This is a genomic window from Bacillus sp. AL-1R (assembly GCF_052180195.1).
Classification (GTDB): domain Bacteria; phylum Bacillota; class Bacilli; order Bacillales; family Bacillaceae_G; genus Gottfriedia.
Genome location: NZ_CP197469.1, coordinates 84,067 through 107,691, shown reverse-complemented (window position 1 = coordinate 107,691; position 23,625 = coordinate 84,067). Strand labels below are relative to the sequence as shown.

The following is a 23,625-nucleotide window of genomic DNA, read 5'->3' as shown; positions in this document are numbered from 1 at the left end:
AAACGTGTACTTGTATACAAAAGTGTATACATTGACTTTTTCATTCTAAAATTATTTTCAGAACAACTATTTCCTATCTACAAATAAAAGTTTACGTTTTTGTGTACATGTATACTTTATCGTGTACAATTGTTTACAAAATGTATTCTTGTGTGCAAACATGTGTACAACTCATTTAGAACAGTTTATCCCCAAAAATAAATAACCAGGCAGATGGTTTCTACCTGTCAGTATGTGGATAAGTCCTTTCATTAAAATTGTCCACATGTGGATTACTTATTTTTTATGACTAAAACTTAATTATTTAGAAAGAAGTAATTTTTAAATCCTGAATTTTATTTGGTAATCCTAGCTCTATTTTGTTGTTAATTTTAAATAAAACCTTCTCGGTAAAGGATTAAAATTAAATAAATTTCTGTCATAATTCGTCATTAAAATGGGGCCTTACTATTTTTTTCTATCGATTATTGAAACTTACTAGCGAAATATATAGGCAAATTTCTCTATGCAACTGATGTGAATATAACAAAGTTCATATATATAAAAGTCCAATAATAATTGCGTGATCACATGATTACCACTTGTCCCTCTCTCAATACATCCCTTGGTTACAAATTCCCTTTTTATGTCCCCTACACCAGATCAGCCATAAATTTACCCAGCACTCGGTTATATTCTTTCTATTAACTTCAAGTAATAGAATAATATTTACCCTATGTAATTGAATACGGAGAAATCCAATTTCGAATTCGCAGATTTTGTCGTTACTGCGCAGATTAAGTCTCTAAAATAACAACCAAAAACTAGAGCCTTATACGTTTCCCCATATCTCCTTTAATGAAACAATACTTACTCTATTCAATCTCCTTGATATCAAAGTGCCCTTTATTGGCCAACCAATCTCTTCAAAACATTTCTATTTCCTTTTTCCCGTTATCGAAATAAAGCTAAAATTTAACCCCCATTCTATTTATGTAATTTTTTACTTTCTTACAAAAGTTTTTGTTCTTTTAACATGAAACGATTATAATGGGAATTATGATTGTACTCCTTTAGTACAATTTAATAGATAAAGAATTAAATAAAAAAATCCATAAGTTATATTACTTATGGTAGAGGTCGCAAACTCCCCTCTACAAAAAAATAAGGCGAAAAACAATATTTGTCGTATTGTTTTTATTTTTGTTATTCGGGATGCCCTCTTCTTTTTAATCATGTAAAGGAGAGAAGAAATATGAAAAATGAAAAAGCAATCGTTGTATTTAGCGGTGGCCAAGACAGTACTACTTGTTTATTCTGGGCTATGCAACAATTTGGTGAGGTTGAAGCTGTTACATTTAATTACAATCAGCGCCATAAACTTGAATTGGATGTAGCTGCAGATATTTGTAAGGAATTAAATATTCCTCACCATATCCTTGATATGTCCTTGTTAAATCAGCTTGCACCAAATGCTTTAACAAGATCAGATATTGATATAACTCACGAAGAAGGCGAACTTCCTTCTACATTCGTCGATGGACGTAACTTATTATTCCTATCTTTTGCAGCAGTACTTGCTAAACAAAAAGGAGCAAAGCACATTATTACTGGTGTTTGTGAGACTGACTTTAGCGGATATCCTGACTGCCGAGATATCTTTGTTAAATCATTAAATGTAACTCTTAATCTATCAATGGATTATCCATTTGTTATTCATACTCCACTTATGTGGATTGATAAAGCTGACACATGGAAATTAGCTGATGAATTGGGTGCATTTGAATACGTTAAAAATAAAACATTAACTTGCTATAACGGCATCATTTCAGATGGTTGTGGAGAATGTCCGGCATGTGAGCTTCGTCAGGCTGGTTTAGATCGTTACCTACAATCGAAGGGAGCCCCAAAGCATGTTTGATTTTCGCATTGTAGAAAGACTTCATAAGATCGATGAGCATATAAAAAAAGAAGACTTAAAATATCACCATAAACGAGTTCTTGTTAATAAAGAATTTACGTTTGATGCTGCACATCACTTACACTGCTATGAAGGTAAATGTAAGAATTTACACGGCCACACATATAAAGTTATTTTTGGAATCAGTGGCTTTGTTGATGAGATCGGCTTAGTAATAGACTTTGGAGATATTAAGCAGATCTGGAAAGAAAAAATCGAAATCTATTTAGATCACCGTTATTTAAATGAGATGCTACCTCCGATGAATACAACAGCGGAGAACATGGTTGTTTGGATTTTTGAGCAAATGGAAAATGCGCTTAAAGATGAAACAAATCCTGTACAAGATATTCGAGTTGAGTTTGTTCGTTTATTTGAAACGCCTACAAGCTATGCAGAAGCTCGTAGGGAGTGGATGATCAATGAATAAAATTCCTGTACTTGAAATATTCGGACCTACTGTACAAGGTGAAGGTATGGCAATCGGTCAAAAAACGATGTTTATTCGTACAGCTGGCTGTGATTACTCATGTAGTTGGTGCGATTCTTCATTCACCTGGGATGGTAGTGAAAAAGAGAATATTAAATGGATGACCGCAGAAGAAGTTTGGGAGAATTTAGTCAGTTTAGGTGGCGATACTTTCTCTCATATTACGATTTCTGGTGGAAACCCTGCCTTACTTCCATCTTTAGGCCCTGTTGTTGAGTTTTTAAAAGGAAAGAATATGACTTTGGCTCTTGAAACTCAAGGTAGTAAGTGGCAGTCTTGGTTACCTTCTATAGATGAAGTTACTTTATCGCCTAAACCGCCTAGCAGTGGCATGAATACTGATTTTGAAATGCTAGGAAGCATTATTCAAAGTTTAGAAAACCACCCAAAGTTTTGCTTAAAAGTTGTTATTTTTGATGGAAAAGATTTAGCTTATGCAGAATCTGTTCATCAAAAATTCCCACATGTTCCGTTCTTTTTACAAGTCGGAAATAGTTGGCTAAATGCGGATGATGGCACTTTATTACAATACATGTTAAATCGTTACGAATGGCTTATAGATGAAGCAATGAAATCAAACGTCTTTAAAAATGTAAAAGTTTTACCTCAATTACATGCATTTGTTTGGGGAAATAAGAGAGGAGTTTAACCAGAATGGTAGGAAGATCAAAAGGTTCACTAGAAGATGTATCATTACTTGGCAGTAACAACACTAAATATTTATTTGAGTACGATCCAGGAATATTAGAAACATTTGATAATACTCACCCAGATCGTGATTATTTCGTAAAATTTAATTTCCCTGAATTTACTTCACTTTGTCCAAAAACTGGTCAACCTGATTTTGCGACAATTTATATAAGCTATATTCCTGAGAAGAAAATGGTTGAAAGTAAATCATTAAAACTATACTTCTTTAGCTTCCGTAATCATGGTGATTTCCATGAAGATTGCATGAATATCATTATGGATGATCTAATTAAATTAATGGATCCTCGTTATATTGAAGTTTGGGGAAAATTCACTCCACGTGGTGGAATTTCAATTGACCCATATTGCAACTATGGTCGCCCAGGTACAAAATACGAAAAAATGGCTGAACATCGTATGATGAACCATGATTTATATCCTGAGAAGATTGATAATCGATAATCGGATTAATCGCTATGTATTTTAACTTGAATAAAAAAGCTCATTTCCCATAACTTAGAAATGAGCTTTTTTTTATTAAACTTAATTAAGGGGGGAACTAAATTTTATTATTTTATTACCACAATTGGGATAATATAACTAAATCCTGCATACTCCGCTCTTACAACTGCTGCTCCTTCAGAGGCTGCAAATACATAATGATCTTTCGTAACATAAGCGACATCAGAGTTTGACATTCTCCAAAACACTTCAGTTGTAATATCCTTTACAGTACCATCACTAAATAATGCATTAATTTTTAATTTCATTTTTGAACCTACTGATTTAACAACATTGTCTGGTGTAGCGAATATTCCTACTACATGAGTGGCATGTTTAGCAACAACTTCAATATTTAGCTCTTTCGTCACTCCTAAATAGGATGCGGTAATTGTCGTTTTTCCAACGGACTGGGCAGTAATCCGTCCGGTATCAGAAATGGTTGCAACTGTTTCATCTGCAACACTCCATTCTACATTATCTGTTACTTCAAATCTGTCCCACCGACCATTACCATATACTGCATCAATGCTTATATTCGTCATTTCTTTTGGTTCTAAAACTACTTTATCATCACCGACATTTGACACTAATTCCTTAGGCTTCATTACTCTCACCCAAACTGCATCATTAAAGCCATTATGATAGCGGAAGAAGACATGGGCTTCACCCGTGCCTACTGGCGTGATAACCCCGTTTTGATCAACCTTAGCAACACTCTCATCTGTAGACTCCCATTTTCCCTCTCGATCGACTTCTACAACTTCACTGTTTGTATACTCTGCGAATGGAATGATATCTACTGGCTGATCTCCTGGTTGCATTAGCAGATACCCCTGACTTAAAGTAAGTGAAAATAAGTTAACGGGTCCAAGTGTTTCAATTACATTAACAGGAATTTCAAATTGGTATCCGTCTATTTTACCTATAATAGTAGTTTTTCCATTCTTTTTACCAATAATCTTTCCTTCTGAAATACTAGCAATTGATGGATTCTTTACTTTCCATTTTACCAACTGTGTAAGATTTCTCTGAACGCCATCATTATATTGCCCTGAAATTTTAAAAGGATAAAGTTTACCTCTTTGAACGACAACATCGAAGGTATTAACTAGTAATGATTCAATTTTTAAATCCGTTTCTTGTTTTTCTTGTTGTGGACTTTCAGGTAAAATTGTGACATCAAGTATTTCTGTAATTGTACCGTTGTTGATTAGAACTTGTGTAGTACCAGGTGAGACCGCAGTCAGTACACCATTTTCTACTGTAACAATATCTGGATTTAGTGTTGTACATCTTCCAAGAGATGTAACGTCCGCATTTGAACCATCTTGATATTTTGCTTTTACAGAAAACGGGTGCGTTCGTTCAGTTATTTTAAATTTAATGTCTGTTTCACTTGGTTCTAAATCAATTATTCGACTAACTATCTTTTTATCTGATACAACAATTTCAAATCGTTTTGTGTAGTCCATACTATATACGCTTACATTTGCTGTACCTTTACCATGAGCTGTAATCAATCCATCTTTATCGATCGAAACGACATTTGGGTTAGAAGAATTGTAAAGTGATAAAGAAGTTACATCCAGTTCAGATCCATCCGAATAGTATGCTTTCACGTTTAACTGCTTTTGCTCGTTTACAATCATATTCGTCACATTAGGTGTAACGGTAATTTTTTCAGGCAATGGAGTAGCATTGTATTGCTTAACTATTACTGGAATATCGACAGTTTGCCTCTCAAAAATAGCAGTTAATATAGCTGTACCTTTATTGTGGCCCGTCACCTTATCTAAACTACCTGACGCTACTCTAGGATCGCTACTAATTAGCTCAACGGAATTTGTTACATCCTTTACCATTCCATCACTATATATGGCTTTAATTGATATTTTCTTTTCCTCTCCAGCTTTTAAGTAGAAGTTGGAAGGTGTAGCCGTTAAGCCAATTGGTTTAGGTGCAGAAAGCTTATTTGTGATGTTGACATTTATTTCAATTGGAGGATGTAGATTAGAGCGGTAGGAAGCTCTAATTTTTGTTTTACCTGTCTTACCTCCAATGATTAAACCATTGTTTGTTACTGTGGCAATGCTAGGATTATCACTCGTCCAAGCTGCTTTATCTCTGACATCTACAGACGTACCGTCATTAAATACTTCATTTAAGGTTGCCTCGAATGAAGCATTTGGTAAAATTTCAATATTAGGTGTATCCGTTACAAGTTTTTTCGGTTTAACGACCTTAACCCGTACAGCATCTACAAATTTATCATACTTAAAATAAATATATGCTTCTCCTACCCCAACCGGAGTGATCAAACCACTACTATTTACGGTTGCAACATTAGTATTTGTTGCTTCCCATTTACCAAGTGTTTTCACATCTTTCACTACACCTAAAGATGTTCTAGTTTGAGCTTCAACTTGGACAGGCTTGTCAGTTGCCTCTAGTCTTAACTGCCCTACTGAAAGTTCAAGTCCTGTTGTTTCTACATAAACCTCTTTAACTGAAACAAAAAAGTTAATCTCAGGAAATGTTGAATATTTAACCTTTAAAAAAGTATCACCTGCTGTAATACCTTTTATTTCTCCTTTTGAGACTTTTACAATTGAAGTATCGCTCGATTTCCAAGTAGCAGAACTAGTTACGTCTTTTACAGAACCGTCACTATAAAGTGCTTTCAATTGAATTGATTTCTTTTCTCCTTGTTTAATAAAAGTTGTTCGATAAGCTGATAGCATTAAAGTGACTATTTTCGGTTTTTTTTGAGTTTTAGGCTTGTCTTTCTTTATAGTAATCGAAACATCAACTTTTGATACTGCTGCTCCAAGCTTAAATTGAACTTGTGTAGATCCCGTAGAAATAGCCTTTAGTGTCCCATTTTTTACTGTTACAATCTTTTTATTGGCAGAAGTCCATTGTCCTTCTTTTGAGACATCCTTTTTAGTGCCATCTTCGTATACTGCTACAATTGATAATTTATGGCTGACTTCTGAAAGTGCAAAAGATACCGTAGACTCACTAGGAAGCATTTTTACAATTTTTTTACTCTTAGGGACCTTTATTTCTGTTTTCGATGCTGCAAAGGTCAAATTACTAAATAAAGAGATAAATAATGTAAAAATGATCGTTAATGTAAAAACCCGATTAAGGCTCTGTAACCTCATTTGTTGTCCTCCTAAAATTTTAATTCAGATTGAAATTAGAACTTTTTCATAACAAATTACTAGTATTTGAAGAAATACTAAACTTACGATCATATGGATTTTTAGAAAAAATAATAGATTGAGCACTCAACAACCTAATATTATGAGTATTCAGAATTATTAACAATACAGGATTTTAAATGATCTTGATTTGATTTGTCGATGGATGGGGATTTTTAGTCTAATAGTATGGTATTCCTGTGTAAAATATGATTTAATATGACAATCTTCGAATTAGAGTCCTTGAAAATATGTCTATTGTCTGTGTATATGAAGAGCTGATACTCCATTCTTAGGAGTATCAGCTTCGTAAGAACTTATTATTTCACTACTTTCATCCTACTCGAGTTAATTATGATTCTATTTCTTCTTAATTTCATTAAATTCTATAGTTAATAGCATTCATTGTCGTTTTATTTTACAATTAATGGAAAGTAAATAAAAAAGTGTGGTGAATTCTTTGTTTAAACTATTACTCATTGAAGATGATTCTTCCCTATTCACTGAGATTAAAGACCGTTTATCAGGATGGTCCTATGAGGTATATGGCATAAATGACTTTAGTAAGGTAATTCAAGAGTTTACAGAGATCAAACCAGATTTAGTTATCATTGATATACAACTACCAAAATACGATGGTTTTCACTGGTGCCGTATGATCCGTTCCCATTCAAACGTACCAATTATCTTTTTATCTTCAAGAGATCACCCTTCAGATATGGTCATGTCAATGCAGCTTGGAGCAGATGATTTTATACAAAAACCATTCCATTTTGATGTACTAATTGCAAAAATCCAAGCTACTCTTAGACGCGTTTATAATTACAATACTGAAAAAATTGCTCTTAAAACTTGGTGTGGTGCAACCGTGGACTATGAAAAAAATACGGTATCGAATGAAAATGGTGCAATTGAACTTACAAAAAATGAGATTTATATTTTAAAACTGCTAATTGAACAAAAAAATAAAATTGTAAGTCGTGAGGAATTAATAAATGCCCTTTGGGATGATAAGCGATTTATTAGTGATAATACTTTGACTGTAAACGTAAATCGATTACGTAAAAGATTAGATGAAATAGGTTTAGGGCAATTTATTGAAACAAAGGTTGGTCAAGGATATATTGCTTTAGAAGAGGCGATCTAATGTTTAGAACATTTTTAATTGAGCGATTTAGTTGGATACTTTTTTTTCTATTAACGCAAGTACTCATTGTATTTGTTTCTTTTATTGATTCGTCAATTCCAATAAAATCATTACTTTACATTGTCTTTCTATCACTATTATTGTTTTTTATTTTTTTAGTCGTTCGATATCCTAAAGAAATAAAATTTTATAAAAGTCTCATCGAACGTGAAGATAACCTTGATTTGACTGGTATTGAAGATTCAAATAGTCCATTTGAAGAAATTGTAGAAAACAGTTTAACGAACCAAACAATCTTATTTAAAAAAATAGCTATTCAAAATCAAACTTATTTAGAGCAAGAAAAAGATGAGCTCCTATCATGGATCCATGAAGTAAAAACGCCTTTAACAGCAATGCATTTAATGATTGATCGGATGAAGGATGAAAAGTTGAAATCAAATTTAACTTATGAATGGTTACGTATCCACCTATTACTAGATCAACAGCTTCACCAAAAAAGGATTCCATTTATTGAAAATGATCTTTATATCGAAAAAATTCAACTTGAAGATGTCATTTATCCAGAGATAAAAACTTTGCAATCATGGTGTATTCATAAAGGTATTGGATTTGATATTGAGTTAGAGGAGCTAGAAGTATTCAGTGATGCTAAATGGTTATCATATATAATACGACAGCTATTAACAAATGCGGTGAAATATAGTACATCCTCTGACATTCGGATTATAAGTAAGCAAAAAAATGAACAAGTGATTCTTGAAATTCAGGACTTTGGTCGTGGTATTCACTCAAAAGATTTACCGCGAATTTTCGAAAAAGGATTTACTTCTACAATCCAACATCAAGACAACGCTTCTACAGGGATGGGATTATATTTAGCAAAAAAAGCTGCCCAGTCCCTACATATTACTGTCCAAGTAAAGTCAGAATTAGAAAAGGGTTCGATTTTCACACTAATCTTCCCTAATCGAAATGAATTTGTAAAAATAACAGGCATGTGACAAAATTGTCACATGCTTTTGTTTATTGTTCGGTTAATCAAAGGAAACGGTCTTAGTAACCATTTATACTAATTTTATCGAATGAAAATAAAGGAGTGAATGAATTGAATATTTTAGAAGCAAATAAAATTCATAAAAGTTACGGAAATAAATTTAATAAACAAGAAGTGTTAAGTGGCATTAATTTAAACATCGAAAAAGGTGAATTTGTTAGTATCATGGGTCCATCTGGATCTGGTAAAACAACTTTACTAAACGTTCTTTCCTCAATTGATAAGATCAACAGTGGAACGATTGCAATTGAAGGTAAAGATATAACGGACATGAGAGAAAAACAATTAGCAGAATTTCGTAAAAACTATTTAGGTTTTATTTTCCAGGAATACAACTTACTCGACACATTAACAGTAAAAGAAAATATACTTTTACCTTTATCAATAACAAAAACTTCATCAAGTGAAGCCAATCAAAAGTTTGAAGTAATTGCTAGAGAGCTTGGTATTTATGAATTAAAAGATAAGTACCCTAACGAAATCTCTGGGGGTCAAAAACAGCGTACATCAGCCGCTAGAGCATTTATTCATGAACCGAGTATTATTTTCGCTGATGAACCTACAGGTGCATTAGATTCAAAATCCGCTTCAGATTTATTAAATAAACTAAGTGAACTAAATGAGAAAAGAAACGCGACAATTGTAATGGTTACACATGATCCAGTAGCAGCAAGCTTTTGCAACCGCGTAGTCTTTATTAAAGATGGACAAATCTATTCGCAACTACACAAAGGTGATGATACGAGACAGAATTTCTTTAAAGATATCATGAAAACTCAAGGTGTTTTAGGTGGTGTTCACAATGAGCATTAATCATTTGATATTCCGAAATTTAAAAAAGAATATAAAAAACTATTATTTATATGTTTTTGCTTTAGTGTTTAGTGCTGCTTTATACTTCTCATTTGTTACCTTACAATATGACCCATCAATGGAAGCGACAAAGGGTTCGATCAAAGGAGCAGCAGCAATTCGCTCGGCGTCGATTTTACTTGTTGCAATCGTTTCGATTTTCCTTTTATATGCAAATATGATTTTCATAAAAAGAAGAAGTAAAGAAATTGGTTTGTTTCAATTAATCGGTATGACTAAAAACAGGATTTTTGGTATTTTAACAGTTGAAAATTGTATTCTCTATTTTAGTTCACTGGCTCTTGGGATCTTAGTAGGTTTTTCGATTTCAAGGCTAATCATTATGATTTTATATAAAATCGTAGGCGTTAAAGCGATCGCTACTTTACATTTTTCTTCAGAAGCTTTAGTACAGACATTAATTGTATTTGTTGTCATTTATGCTTTCATTATGTTAATGAATTATGTCTTTATAAAAAGACAAACTATTTTATCTTTATTCCGAGTAGTCTCATCGACTGAAGGTAAGCTTAAAAAAATGTCTATTTTTGAAATAGCTATTGGAATTTTAGGTATCTTACTAATTATTTCAGGTTACTATTTATCATCAAAACTATTTGATGGTGATTTTACAACTACGACTGAACTATTTGCAGTAATGATCTATATTTTAGCGTCTGTCATCATTGGGACTTATTTAGTATATAAAAGCTCTGTTCGCTTTATTTTAAATATCGTTCGAAAAAAGAAAAAGGGCTATTTAAATATTAATGATGTTCTCTCTTTATCTTCAATTATGTTTAGAATGAAGTCTAATGCTTTGTTACTAACCATTATTACAACTGTATCGGCACTAGCAATTGGTTTATTATCTTTAAGCTATATTTCTTATTATTCTGCTGAAAAGACAGCTGAGAGCCATGTCCCTGCTGATTTTTTCTTAAATAATAAGAAGGATTTACAAACTTTCACATCTGCGCTAAATAAAAATGGTATTAAATATACAGAAGAACATACTGAGGTTATTCAAGTTAATGCAAATATAAAGAATATACTAGAAAAAGGGTTAGACGGTATGATGAAGGATACAGAAAAGTTTCCACTTGCCGTCGTAAGTGAAAAGTCAATTAAAGTAAACCTCCATTCTAATGAAGCGTTATTTACTGGATACGATGATATGCTACAAAAGTTTATGACGATAAAGGAATCAGGGCAAGTTGAATTAATTAGCAATAAGGAAAAGTTTAATTTAAACTATTTAGGATTAAAACGTGAAAAGATTATACCTTCCTACTTCACAAATGGTGGATTTCCTACTGTCATAGTAGACAATCAAGTGTATAAAACGTTAAAACAGAATCTTGATCCATCAATTCAAAAAGATTCTACTATCTATAATGGCATTAATATAAGTGATGAAAAACTAATCGAAAAAGCAAATGATATTTTTATGAATCATCAATTAGATAAGAATTATCCTAATGATTCTAGAATTGAAATCATTAAAACCCAGAAAGCAAATATGGGTCTTATTATGTTCATCGTCGGATTTTTAGGACTAACGTTCTTAATGACATCAGGATGTATTTTATACTTTAAACAAATGGATGAAAGTGTTGACGAGAAACCGAATTATACAATTTTACGTAAACTAGGTTTCTCTCGTAGAGACTTATTAAGAGGAATACGCTCTAAACAACTATTTAATTTCGGTATCCCTTTAGTAATCGGACTGATCCATAGCTATTTTGCTGTCCAATCTGGATGGTTCTTATTCGGTACTGAAGTTTGGACACCAATGATAATCGTGATGGTTTTATATGCTATTTTATACTCTGTATTTGGTCTTTTATCCGTTCTTTATTATAAAAAAGTAATTAAAGAAGCTCTTTAGACTAATACTACTTCCTATTAAATAATAGAAGCTGGAACCTTGAGCTTCTATTATTTTTTTACTTATTTTGATTTATAAAATCTTTATACATACTACTTTATAGGAGGATCGGGATGACGAAAACCATTGTTGAAAAACTAAATTTAAAAAAGTATAAAAAAGCTACCATTTTAAATCAACCGAGTGATGCAAATTATTTTGCAGATTTACCACATTTTGATACGGATCTACAAAACCATCCTTACGATCTCATATTTGCTTTTGTACTTGATATGGACTCACTAAAAGAACTAGTCCCAAAAATTATCCAGAATCATTATTTAGATAAAAATGGTTATATTTTTATTGCCTATCCTAAAAAAGGAAACAAAGTCTACCCGACTTATATTCATCGTGACGATTTATTCGAAGGATTAGGTGCTGATGAGAGCGGCTATATTGGTTCAAGTTCAATTAAATTTGCTCGAATGGTTGGACTTGATGATGTCTTTACGGTTGTTGGATTAAAAGATACGACGAAAACAAAAGCTGACAACTCATCGAAACCAAGTCAATGTGTCGATGACTATATCGATATGATTCCAAACGTTGAAAAAGATTTAGAAGATTCTCCTAATATACTTAAGATCTATAATTCTCTAACTCCTGGGTATCGTAAAGACTGGGCTCGTTATATATATAGCGCTAAGCAAGAAGCAACGAAAACAAAAAGGCGTGAAGAAATGAAAATGGCCTTAGGTGCTGGTTATAAAACAATGGATTTATATCGCAGGAATAAAAAATAAAAGTCAAAAATCCACAAGATATTCTTGTGGATTTTCTTCATGTATTAAATTATTTAGAAGTGTAGCCTGTTTTATTATACTTTTTTAGCAACAACGAGTAACTTTACCACCTTTAGAATTATAACGTGACTCTTGCGCTTCGATAAAGAACTCTTTTCTAGATTGAATTGGTTGATTTGGATGGTGTGCTTTCATATGTTCTACATATTTCTCATAGCTTGGTACACCTACTAATAAACTAATAAACTGCTTATAATATTTTTTAAACTCCTCCATCTTATAATGCATAATTTTTCGGTTCACTTTCTTCCCGTTTAATGTATGGAGTTTCATGTAATTTTATTGGTTTATTAGATAATATATTTATCCAATTTCGAACCGAAGCAATTAGAACTAAAAGTACGATGATCATAAACAAACCACAAATCGTTGCATCAATATAGTCATTTAGAATAATCTGGTTCATTTGTGCTTTACTAGTTGCCGGAGCAAGGATCGTCCCAGCATCTACATCTTTAAAAATTTTAGCATGCGCTAAGAACCCTATTTTTGGTGCTGGATGAAATAGTTTTTGCCAACCGGCTGTCATTGTGATGATTAAGATCCATATTGTTGGCACTAATGTAATCCAAGCATATACCTTTTTCCCCATTTTCAGTAGGATCGTTGTGCCCAACAATAATGCAATCGCTGCAAGCATTTGGTTTGCGATACCGAATAATGGCCATAAAGTATTAATGCCACCAAGTGGATCAATAACTCCTTGATAAAGGAAATACCCCCAGCCGAAAACGCAAATGGCTGTCGCAATTAAATTTGCAGGAAGTGAATCAGTCTTTCCAAGTGGCTTATACACATTTCCTAAAATATCTTGCGTCATATAACGTCCGATCCTGGTTCCAGCATCAATTGTTGTTAATATAAATAATGCCTCAAATAAAATAGCAAAATGATACCAAAAAGCCATTAATGCCTTACCACCGATTACTTTTGAAAAGAGTGCCGCCATGCCGATTGCTAAGGTCGGTGCTCCACCAGTTCGAGAAAGAATTGTTTGTTCCCCTACATCTTTCGCTAGCGTAGTTAAATCATTTGGAGCAATAGTAAAGCCCCAGCTTGAAACAACTTGAGCCACTTGATTCACGTCAGTTCCAATTACAGCAGGTGGGCTATTAATAGCAAAATATGCACCTGGAGTTAATAAACAAGCCGCAATCATAGCCATTACAGCTACAAAAGACTCCGTTAACATAGCACCGTAACCAATAGCTCGTGCATGCGTTTCACGCTCAATCATTTTAGGAGTTGTTCCTGAAGAAACTAATGCATGGAATCCAGAAACAGATCCACAAGCAATTGTTATAAATAAAAATGGAAATAGATTTCCGGCGAAAACTGGTCCTGTTCCGTCAATAAATTTTGTAACGGCCGGCATTTGTAAGTCAGGTGCTACGATAATAATGCCGATTGCTAAAGCTAAAATCGTACCAACCTTCAAAAATGTGCTTAAATAATCACGTGGAGCTAATAGTAACCAAACTGGAAGTACTGATGCTATAAATCCATAACCAATTAACATAAGAGCAATTGTTTCTCCCTTAAACGTAAACATTGCCGCTAATGTTGGATTTTCTGCCACAAATTGACCTGCAAATAATGAAATTAGTAATAAAATCACGCCAATAAAAGACCCTTCTCCTACTCGGCCTGGACGTATGTATCGCATATAAATACCCATGAAAATCGCGATTGGAATAGTTGCTGCAATCGTAAACATTCCCCACGGACTTCCTGCAAGCGCTTTAACTACAACTAACGCTAAAACAGCTAATAAAATAACCATAATTCCTAAAATACCAATTAAAGCAATGACCCCAGTTATAGGACCAATCTCTTCTTTAATCATTTCTCCAAGCGATTTACCATTTCTACGTGTCGAAGCAGCTAATATGACAAAATCCTGTACTGCTCCAGCAAATACAACCCCTACAATAATCCAAATTGTTCCGGGCAAATAACCCATTTGCGCAGCTAAAATTGGTCCAACTAGAGGTCCAGCCCCTGCAATCGCTGCAAAATGATGACCAAATAATACCCACTTATTCGTTGGTACAAAGTCTTTACCATCATTATTAATTTCCGCAGGTGTTTTACGATCTTCATCAAGTTTAAATACTTTTTCTGCAATAAACTTACTATAAAAACGATAAGCTACTGCATATGTACAAACTGCAGCTGTGAGGAGCCAAATTGCATTGATTGTTTCCCCTCTTTTTAAAGCTAATACAGAAAAACAGAAAGCTCCAAGTATTGAAATTAATCCCCAAACTACTATTGATTTTAAAGATTTCACAACCAAGATCCTCCTTTTTCATTTATAAAAGAAAGTATATCACCAATTCAGAATTTTTTGTCAATTAGTGGTAAAAAAAGTATAATAACGACATTTATACTGATTCTAATCTAGTTTTTTTTCATAAAAGTAGACGAAAGTTGTATTGAACTTATCGAATTGAAGAAATCAAAGGGAAAAAACAACTTTAGCTTCGGAACATTTGACCTAATCATTTTTTAAAACAAAAGAAAACCATCCTAAGCATTAAAGCTACAGAATGGTCTTCTTTTATATTCATTGAGTTATTTTACATGTTGAATAAAATTAACGTCGATCAACTCATTCAGCCTTTTTATTCCTTTTTCTCCAAGTAACGCTTTCCCGTCGTTCAAGGATGCTAATGCACTTTCAATTAAAAATTTTCGCGGCGTTTTTGACTGCAACAATTCGTTTTGTATAAAATCTAGTAGCTCATTGTACTTTTGTTGTTCTTTACTATTTATAACTGATTTTTTTATTGTACAAATAACACTACATAGCTTTTGTTGAAAATTTTCTTCGGTCTTTCTTACTGGTAACCATCTATCTAATAATTGTAAATTGAATAATTGTTCACCAGATTCCTCAACATCCTCAACAATCTTAATCAAACGTTTTACACTAAATCGAACAACTTGATCCATACTAATATTCATATCTTTTGCGAGGTCATAGTACCTCACATTATGGTGTATAATTCCTAAAAACATAATGGCACTATCTAATAAAAAGTCTTTCTTCTCACTACCAAAGATGTCTATTAAACGTGTATATACCCAATTTAATGTCTTAAAATTACCTTCTCTTATGAACTGTTTAATATCTAAGTCATTTATATAAATTACTTCTTCAAATAGAGAAATCAATTTATTATCTCTATTTGCCTCCATTAATAAAGTTATTTGCTTAATGAAAATTTCAATATTTGAAGGGCTCTGTCCGATCAACAACTCATTTCTTTCATGTTCAAGCTTTTTATAAATCATATTAAATAGTGCGACTACTAAATCACTTTTTGACGAAAAATAGTTATAAAATGTACCTTTCGAAATACCGCTATAGTCTAATATGTCTTGAATAGATGTTGCTTGAAATCCTTTTTCAATAAACAATTCATGAGCTATTTTTACAACATGCTGTTTACGATCATTCATATAATCACCTTGGTTCTAGTTAATGACTGCTTAAAAAACATAGTACATTATTTTAGCATTTTTAACTAGTAAATATCTTCTTAGTTTATTAAAGATTTCTAATGGTTATTATAATTGCATCTAATGAATGAATGGTATATCATATTATCTTATATAGATGATGGAAACATAGTTCAAAAAATTGAACTAGATGTACAAAGAGGAGGGGAAATCATGGATCAGTCCATGAATAAATCGATTAATCCACCATACGGAATTATTACAATCTTAATGGTTGGAGCTTTTATTGCTTTCTTAAACAATACTTTACTTAATATTGCTTTACCTTCCATTATGAAGGATTTAGACGTAGAGCCTTCGACTGTTCAATGGCTTTCTACTGGATATATGCTAGTAAATGGAATATTAATTCCGACTACTGCTTTTTTAATCCAAAAATTTTCTGTTAGACATTTATTTTTAACTGCACTACTTTTATTTAATATTGGTACTTTAACTGCAGGATTTGCACATGTATTTTCTTTATTATTAGCGGGCCGCATGATTCAAGCTTCCGGTTCGGCTATTTTAATGCCATTATTAATGAATGTTATGCTAACTAGCTTCCCTGTTGAAAAACGAGGAACTGCAATGGGCTTCTTTGGGTTAGTAATGATGGGTGCACCAGCAATCGGACCAACTTTATCAGGTTGGATTATCGAACATTATGACTGGAGAATGCTGTTCCATGTTGTTTCTCCAATTGCACTGACGATTTTAATTATTGGCTTTTTCTTACTGAAAGATAAAAAAGAGAAATCAAACAGTACAATCGACCTTTTCTCTGTTCTTTTATCAAGTATTGGTTTTGGTGGATTATTGTACGGTTTTAGTACTGCAGGAACGAAAGGATGGGATAGTCCAGAAGTTTTCGTTACAATAATTGCAGGGGTTATTTCATTAGTCGCCTTTATTGTACGTCAATTAAAACTTGATACGCCAATGTTAAACTTTAGAATTTATCGCTACCCTATGTTTGCTTTATCATCAGCGATCTCAATTGTTGTCACAATGGCTATGTTCTCAGCAATGATGCTTTTACCGATTTACACTCAAACACTTCGCGGCATCAAACCATTTGATGCAGGGTTAATGCTATTACCAGGTGCTTTATTAATGGCAATTATGTCGCCAATTACGGGTAAGTTATTTGATAAGATTGGCGGAAGAATACTTGCAGTAACAGGATTAGCGATTATGACGGTTACTACTTATTTATTAAGTAAATTAACAATGGATACAACTTATACACATATTATTATTTTATACTCATTACGTATGTTCGGTATGTCGATGGTCATGATGCCAGTATCAACAAATGGTTTAAATCAATTACCAAAACGATTCTATCCACATGGTACTGCGATGAATAATACTTTACAGCAAGTATCTGGTGCGATTGGTACTGCTTTACTCGTAACAGTGATGTCGAATCGTACAGAATCAAAAGCTAAAGAACTTGCTGCCGAAGCGATGAAACATGTGACTAGTAAACCTACACCTGAGATGCTTGCTCAAATTAAACAAGAGATCACAATGAAAGCAATGTTAGAAGGAATTAATTTCTCATTTTATGTGACGGTTTTCGTTGCCGCAGTTGCGCTAGTACTTGCTTTCTTTATCAAACGTGTAACAGCTGCAGAGGAACCTGTCGTAAAAGAAAAAACTACTAGTACTAACTTTAAGAAAAAGTTAGCGGAGAATTAAAATAGAGCATTCCCAAACTTAAAAAATCTACAAATTTTAAGACATACCATCAAGATATACCAATAGAAAGTGGACACAAAAAAGACTAAACCATTGTTAGCAAGTATATTACTTGGAAACATAGGTTTAGTCTTTTACATATATTTTTATAGAAATAGATCTATTCCATGATTATTGCTAATGTTAACTTTATACTGCTACTAAAATATACGAAATTTTAGCGGCATTTTCGTATTGCTCTGTTTCAAGATAGTATTCGTATAATTCCATAGCATATTTTTTTAACAAAGATAAGTGGTTTGCTGACTGGAAATACGGAAGCGCTTTTTCCTCTATATACTCGTAGTATTGCTTTTTTTTATACTCTATACGAAAAATAATTATTTTAAATAAAATTTGATATAACATATTGTTCATATTTTTTGCGATTGTTTTACCTTTATGTGCCAATCTTAACGCTTCTGTTTTTTTGATTAATTTACCGTCTTGGCAAAGAATCAAATAATTACGTAGAGTTTTGAGATATGGGGCTGAAGGTTTTTCAACCAGATTAAGTGCTTCTATACATAATCTTTGTGATTTTAAGTAATCCTTTCTTCCCCAGTAAATGAAAGATAAATTACTTAATAGTATTGACTTAATTTCAACTGCATTCAATAAATCACATTCCTGAATTAAATTATAATAGCTTTCCTCTATTTGTTTAATGTCTGTATTTTTATCATTGTGAATTTGTGCAAGCATAAAAGCTTCAGTCTCTAAAGCCATTTTAAAGTTTTTCGTATCTTTAAAGTGACGCAGAGCTTTTTCAGCTTGTGCATATGCCATTGTTTTGTTTTGAATTAAGTAATTAGCTCTCGCTATGTGGTAGTAGTATTCATCATTTCTATATTTATCTATATCAATTTCTTTTAGGATATTGATCGCCTGTCGTGTATCTTTTTCTAATGATATTTCATCTGTTTCAATGTAATAGATTCCCCACACATGCAAGTAGAGATTCTTTTCGAAAGGGGGAAGATTTTGATAGATCTTTTTTACACTTTGTAAAATAGAGTATGTCTTAACATAATCTTTTTTTAAGATATAATATCTGGCCTTTAACAAGGTATAGTAAGCTGCGTACTCAGTAGAGTTTAGAAATGGAATTCTTTCAAATTCTTTATACATCGCCTCTACAAAATCCATCTTTTGCATAATGATGAACTTATGCCAACGATTAAGTTGATTTTCCATATCATAAAGAAGAGCAACTTCTTTTTCTATATCAATCTTCAACCGGTCTGAAATAACCTTAATAATATCGTGGGAATAAGCTGTTTGCTCTAACTCAATTTTACTAATATAGGAAAGTGTGCAAATGCCCCTCCCTAATTCTTCCTGTGTTAACCCCATTTTTTGCCGATAAAATCTGATGATTTGCCCAACTGACAATATACTCTACTCCTTCAAACTCAACCTAATTAATTAAATTTTTAATATAATTAACTTTATCTTAATATATCATCACTTGCAAAGAGTTGACAATTCTTCAAATCTAATTGCTAGTATATGGAAAAATGTTTTAGGAACCACATTAAAGTATTTGATTATCTAATCATTATAAAATAAAACACCTCCAACATGACGCTCTTTATAAAGCAATCTGTTTGAGATGTTTTGGATATATTTATTAATGGAGGATCGGATTACTATTTATCTTAAAATCAGAATGAAACCTCTTCTTCTATGAGCTTATAGTTAGTTACTGTTTTCATCTGTATCATCATGATATGTCCCAGCTTCTTGCTGTGCATTAAATGTCCAGTTTACTTGTAGCTTGTCTCCTTGGAAATGGTTTTGGTCTTGTCCATTATCTACAAACTCGAATAATACGAAGATTTTTTCCTTATTGCCTGCTAAAATGCCATCTGGGATAGGACCATTTAAAGTATCAATTTGAGTGATATCTGGTTGTTGATTTTGTAAGTCATATAGTGTTGTTTCAACAATTGGATTTGTTGCACTACTAGTGTTATACATAATTGTTACTTTAATATGTTTAGCTAAATCATCACCGTTATTATTTGAATTAGCATCTTTCACATTATATTTTGTGTCTAATAATACTTTACTGATATTTAATGAGCCATTGTTTTCCAATGTAAATTCACGGTAAATTTCATCTCCAGGTTTGATGTTGCTAATATTTACAACAGCTTTAGGATTTAATCCTAAGTCTAATGTTCCTGCAGCAAAAGTATTATGTGTCTCAACTGTGTCACTAAAATATGCAAATGTTCCTCCTCCAATTAAAGATAATCCTAATGCAGCACTCATAACTCCTTGACTTACTTTCTTCGTAAAACTCATTTTATTTCCCCCTTAGGTATAATATATTAAACTCTTATGTATTCTATAGGTGATACATATGAGATCTAATCAACTTAATCAGGCTTTTGCTGTTTGCTCTAGCTCTTTTTTTGCACTTCCAATTGAATAGATAGCAGAAATAATAAGTAAGATGCCTGGTATAATTAATAAAAGCGATGATCCAATTTTTGAATTCGCATAGTTTAACGCGTAACCTAAATAAGGAATCGTAAAACCAGTATATTTCCCTACTATGTCTTGCTTTGTGACTGTCCATAAATCTGGGCTATTATTGTTATCACCTTTTGTTTTATATGTGATGACGCCGTTCTTATTTTTTTTTTCTATGATTCTATGAGTTATTAACTTTTCTTTAACCCGAAAGGTGATAACATCATTTCTTTGGTAGTTAGTTTGATTTGTATGTAATTTTATTGAGATAATCGATCCTGTTTGAAAAGTCGGTTCCATTGAGCCAGATAATACTGATTTCACTTGGTAACCAAGCATCGAAGGTTCATGCCCGGATAATCTTGAAGAAATAACAACAAATGCTAAAATACAGACTAGTCCTCCAAACATTACTTTGATGAAATTACCTAATATAGTTAATAGTTTCTTCAACTTCTTCACCTACATAAAATTATTTTTGTTCTCCATTTAACTCCTGTACATTATTTGTTTCACTTTCTAGTTGTTTTATTTGAAATGAGATTAGTGAATGAACTTCTTCTATATAGTCAAAGTCAACAGTGGATTGAACATTTTTTGAAATGTACAGTACATCATGGTATCCCTCGCTTACATAATCGAATGCCTTAGGGTCTGCATTTTTTTGATTTTGTATTTGACTATTGAATCGTGAAAGTTCTTCTACATTACTTTCTAAAGCTTTGTATTGAAGACGAACTTTTTGATCAGTTTCTTTGATCTTCTCTTCACTCACCTTCAGTTCTTGGAGAGAATCATCTGTAGATGGAGGATCAATAGATTCATATTCTTTGTTTATAGTCTTAGCAATTTCTTTTGATTCGTTCACTAGCTGTTTAATTGTTGATGGAAATACAAATGCTGTTGATACTTCCACTGGACTTAACGTTTCTTTAGTAGAAAAGGAAGCTTCTGTTTCTCCAACGATTTTCACCCCAACGTAAAATGAAATACTGCATAAGCAAGGCAAAATGATCATTTTATGAATTGAATTCCTCATGTGTTCCCCCCTCTTGTGATGTAATCAAACTCAATTGATTTTTATTATACAGAATTTGCTGAAAATTGTTACCGAGATATTTTCTATTAAAATCATGGTAGAATTTTGTCGAATTTTGAATTATTTGTATGAAAAATCTATGTATCTACTCATATATCTCTCAAGATTAAATAATCGAAAATCCATTGATTTAGTTGGGTTTTTTTTCAATAATTGTAATTGTTCCAAAATTCAAATTTAGGGGTGTAAACAGTGAAAAAGAGAAATTCGAAAAGAACTAGAAGTAAAACCGTTATACCAGCAGTATTATCTTTATCCGTTGCAATGGGTGGCTTAATTCCAGCTACAACATTTGGATCTGGAAAAGCAAGTGCTGCAACCGTTTCAGATGTGGTAAATAAGGACGAGATTATCAAAGCGTTTCTACATTCAAAAGTAGAAAATCAAAGAACAAGACTAGTCAATATTGGTGAACAATTTAAAATTATGAGCGAAGAAACGGATTCTTTAACTGGTACTTATCATGTACGCACAGTTGAGCAGTATAAAGGAATACCAATTTATGGATCAGGGCAAACTGTTGCACTAGATGAAAATAATAATGTTTATTCATCTATCGGGAAGGTAACACAAGATCTATCGCGTTCATTAATACCGACTGAAGCAACACTTTCAGAGCAAGATGCTGTTGAGATTGCAAAAGATAAAGTTGAATCAAAAATTGGAACAGTTGAACGTTATGATCAAATTGATTCTCAACTAACAATCTATCCTTTTAACGGAAAATATTATTTAACTTATTTAGTTAAAGCGTCAACTTCAGCACCAGCTCCAGGTTTCTTCCACTACTTTGTAGATGCAAATAGCGGAGAAGTGATTGATAGCTATGACGCATTAGATACTGCAATTGACCCAACAACACTTTCAACAGTAACTGGAAGAGGATTAGACCTTCACGGCAAGATGCAAACTTTCCCTGTCGGAAAGGATCTTTCAACTGGAACTAGTTATTTATACGGTGCATCAGTTTACGGAACTAATACTGTTCCTATTTCTACTTTTACTGCAAATCGTGCTAATGAAACAGCCTTTCAAATTGTTTCTGCTTTTGGTTTTAGTGGTTATGATATTACAACCACTAGCTCAAGTAATTTCTTTACTGATCCTGCAGCCATTTCAGCTCAATACAACTCGGATAAAGTCAACCAATACTATCAATATATTCATAAACGTAATAGTTTAGATAATAAAGGTATGACACTAATTAACACTGTTCACGTTGGAGTTAAATGGAATAATGCCGGCTGGAATGGAAAACAAATGGTATACGGAGATGGCGACGGAGTTAAATATAGCTCTTTAGCTGGTGGTTTAGATGTTGCGGGCCATGAAATGACGCATGGTGTGATTACAAATTCTGCTGATCTAATTTATAAAAATGAATCTGGAGCTCTGAATGAATCTCTAGCAGATATTTTAGGTAATTTCGCTCAAATTTACACTACTGGAGTAACTGAGTGGGAACTTGGAGAAGAAATCTTTACTCCTTACATCAATGGGGACGGAGGACTTCGTTCAATGAGTAACCCTGCAGGTAAGGCTCAAAGTTTAATGCCATCAGGTCACTATCCTGATACATACCAAGATCGTTACTTAGGTACTGAAGATAATGGTGGCGTACACATTAACAGTGGAATCAATAACAAAGCTGCTTATTTATTAACTCAAGGTGGAACGAATAATGGTATTACAATTAAAGGAATTGGAAATAAAAAAGCAGAAAAAATCTATTACCGTGCACTTACTCTCTATCTAACTCAATCTTCTGGATTTAAAGAGATGCGAGAAGCTGCAATCCAAGCTGCACGTGACTTATATCCAGATAAAAACGGTGCTCCTTCAGCAGAAACACAAGCAGTCATGGATGCATATACTTCTGTAGGTGTAAACTAATAAATAAAAAAGATAAGTCATTTAATCATGAGCTCTTAATGGGGGTCTCGAGAAAAACTTTTCAAGCGCAAAGTAAACCATGGTTACTAAAATCTAATTTTGTTGAACCTATGTATTGTGTTGTTCAACTATACTAAAATAATTACTAGTGCACCTCAAATGTTAGTCAATACTAATATTAGGGGGTGCATTTTGTATTATTCAGAGGTTTTACAGTTTGGTCCATTCAGTCCTCTACGTTTTGAATGATTAGCTTATAATTTCTAGGGACT

Annotated in this window: 19 protein-coding genes; 11 read left to right on the top strand and 8 right to left on the bottom strand. The window is 32.8% G+C overall.

Translation table 11 applies throughout. The annotated features are described in order from the left end of the window. The first annotated feature begins 1,234 nt into the window (after positions 1 to 1,234). From queC to queF, 4 genes are read left to right on the top strand one after another with little or no spacing between them, the layout of a single operon-like run. Positions 1,235 to 1,900 (top strand): 7-cyano-7-deazaguanine synthase QueC, encoded by a 666-nt coding sequence (queC, locus tag ACSBO6_RS00440; protein WP_098845788.1) that lies wholly within the window; start codon positions 1,235 to 1,237, stop codon positions 1,898 to 1,900. Then, a complete protein-coding gene (queD, locus tag ACSBO6_RS00435) occupies positions 1,893 to 2,369 on the top strand; it encodes a 6-carboxytetrahydropterin synthase QueD (RefSeq protein WP_098845787.1) in 477 nt (158 codons plus the stop codon). Before queC ends, queD begins: the two co-directional genes overlap by 8 nt. Beyond that, the gene (gene queE, locus ACSBO6_RS00430) at positions 2,362 to 3,078 is read left to right on the top strand and encodes a 7-carboxy-7-deazaguanine synthase QueE (RefSeq protein WP_498843980.1); all 717 of its coding nucleotides are present in this window, start codon (positions 2,362 to 2,364) and stop codon (positions 3,076 to 3,078) included. The genes queD and queE overlap by 8 nt, the downstream gene beginning before the upstream one ends. Positions 3,079 to 3,083: 5 nt before the next feature. Then, positions 3,084 to 3,581 carry a preQ(1) synthase gene (gene queF, locus ACSBO6_RS00425; protein WP_088012612.1) on the top strand — a complete coding sequence of 166 codons (498 nt, stop codon included), beginning with the start codon at positions 3,084 to 3,086 and terminating at the stop codon, positions 3,579 to 3,581. 107 nt (positions 3,582 to 3,688) lie between these two features. Here the strand turns inward: queF and ACSBO6_RS00420 are convergent, their stop codons facing one another. Further along, entirely contained in the window at positions 3,689 to 6,790 is a 3,102-nt protein-coding gene (locus tag ACSBO6_RS00420; RefSeq protein ID WP_098844578.1) for an Ig-like domain-containing protein, read from the bottom strand. A gap of 499 nt (positions 6,791 to 7,289) precedes the next feature. Here ACSBO6_RS00420 and ACSBO6_RS00415 point away from each other — a divergent pair, with 499 nt between their 5' ends. The 5 genes from ACSBO6_RS00415 (at position 7,290) to ACSBO6_RS00395 (ending at position 12,564) form a co-directional block, all read left to right on the top strand. After that, the gene (locus tag ACSBO6_RS00415; RefSeq protein WP_098844575.1) at positions 7,290 to 7,976 is read left to right on the top strand and encodes a response regulator transcription factor; all 687 of its coding nucleotides are present in this window, start codon (positions 7,290 to 7,292) and stop codon (positions 7,974 to 7,976) included. Continuing rightward, on the top strand, positions 7,976 to 8,980 hold the full coding sequence (locus ACSBO6_RS00410) for a sensor histidine kinase (protein WP_098844572.1): 1,005 nt from the start codon (positions 7,976 to 7,978) through the stop codon (positions 8,978 to 8,980). The genes ACSBO6_RS00415 and ACSBO6_RS00410 overlap by 1 nt, the downstream gene beginning before the upstream one ends. Positions 8,981 to 9,084: 104 nt before the next feature. Further along, the gene (locus tag ACSBO6_RS00405) at positions 9,085 to 9,846 is read left to right on the top strand and encodes an ABC transporter ATP-binding protein (protein ID WP_098844570.1); all 762 of its coding nucleotides are present in this window, start codon (positions 9,085 to 9,087) and stop codon (positions 9,844 to 9,846) included. Continuing rightward, entirely contained in the window at positions 9,836 to 11,779 is a 1,944-nt protein-coding gene (locus ACSBO6_RS00400) for an FtsX-like permease family protein (RefSeq protein ID WP_498843979.1), read from the top strand. Before ACSBO6_RS00405 ends, ACSBO6_RS00400 begins: the two co-directional genes overlap by 11 nt. 113 nt (positions 11,780 to 11,892) lie before the next feature. After that, positions 11,893 to 12,564: a YdeI/OmpD-associated family protein gene (locus ACSBO6_RS00395; RefSeq protein ID WP_098844566.1), complete on the top strand. Its 672-nt coding sequence runs from the start codon at positions 11,893 to 11,895 to the stop codon at positions 12,562 to 12,564. Between the two features lie 84 nt (positions 12,565 to 12,648). Here ACSBO6_RS00395 and ACSBO6_RS00390 read toward each other — a convergent pair whose 3' ends face one another. From ACSBO6_RS00390 to ACSBO6_RS00380, 3 genes are all read right to left on the bottom strand, one after another. Next, on the bottom strand, positions 12,649 to 12,852 hold the full coding sequence (locus ACSBO6_RS00390; protein ID WP_098844563.1) for a YbdD/YjiX family protein: 204 nt from the start codon (positions 12,850 to 12,852) through the stop codon (positions 12,649 to 12,651). Further along, positions 12,842 to 14,917 carry a carbon starvation CstA family protein gene (locus tag ACSBO6_RS00385; RefSeq protein WP_098844561.1) on the bottom strand — a complete coding sequence of 692 codons (2,076 nt, stop codon included), beginning with the start codon at positions 14,915 to 14,917 and terminating at the stop codon, positions 12,842 to 12,844. The genes ACSBO6_RS00390 and ACSBO6_RS00385 overlap by 11 nt, the downstream gene beginning before the upstream one ends. 284 nt (positions 14,918 to 15,201) lie before the next feature. Beyond that, a complete protein-coding gene (locus ACSBO6_RS00380) occupies positions 15,202 to 16,092 on the bottom strand; it encodes a TetR/AcrR family transcriptional regulator (RefSeq protein ID WP_098844558.1) in 891 nt (296 codons plus the stop codon). A 213-nt stretch (positions 16,093 to 16,305) separates the two neighbouring features. On the opposite strand from ACSBO6_RS00380, the gene ACSBO6_RS00375 reads away from it, so the two are divergent. Beyond that, a complete protein-coding gene (locus ACSBO6_RS00375; protein ID WP_098844555.1) occupies positions 16,306 to 17,838 on the top strand; it encodes a DHA2 family efflux MFS transporter permease subunit in 1,533 nt (510 codons plus the stop codon). A gap of 189 nt (positions 17,839 to 18,027) precedes the next feature. On the opposite strand, the gene ACSBO6_RS00370 is transcribed toward ACSBO6_RS00375, so the two are convergent. The 4 genes from ACSBO6_RS00370 to ACSBO6_RS00355 all read right to left on the bottom strand — a co-directional run bounded on the left by ACSBO6_RS00370 (position 18,028) and on the right by ACSBO6_RS00355 (position 21,400). Further along, positions 18,028 to 19,272: a helix-turn-helix domain-containing protein gene (locus ACSBO6_RS00370; RefSeq protein ID WP_098844552.1), complete on the bottom strand. Its 1,245-nt coding sequence runs from the start codon at positions 19,270 to 19,272 to the stop codon at positions 18,028 to 18,030. A gap of 306 nt (positions 19,273 to 19,578) precedes the next feature. Further along, on the bottom strand, positions 19,579 to 20,190 hold the full coding sequence (locus ACSBO6_RS00365; RefSeq protein ID WP_098844549.1) for a TasA family protein: 612 nt from the start codon (positions 20,188 to 20,190) through the stop codon (positions 19,579 to 19,581). Between the two features lie 78 nt (positions 20,191 to 20,268). Next, a complete protein-coding gene (gene sipW / locus ACSBO6_RS00360; protein ID WP_098844546.1) occupies positions 20,269 to 20,814 on the bottom strand; it encodes a signal peptidase I SipW in 546 nt (181 codons plus the stop codon). A gap of 19 nt (positions 20,815 to 20,833) precedes the next feature. Next, positions 20,834 to 21,400 (bottom strand): DUF4047 domain-containing protein, encoded by a 567-nt coding sequence (locus ACSBO6_RS00355; protein ID WP_098844543.1) that lies wholly within the window; start codon positions 21,398 to 21,400, stop codon positions 20,834 to 20,836. Positions 21,401 to 21,652: 252 nt separating this feature from the next. Here ACSBO6_RS00355 and ACSBO6_RS00350 point away from each other — a divergent pair, with 252 nt between their 5' ends. Continuing rightward, positions 21,653 to 23,353, top strand: coding sequence for a M4 family metallopeptidase (locus ACSBO6_RS00350; protein WP_498843978.1), 1,701 nt, complete (start codon positions 21,653 to 21,655; stop codon positions 23,351 to 23,353). Positions 23,354 to 23,625: the final 272 nt, after the last annotated feature.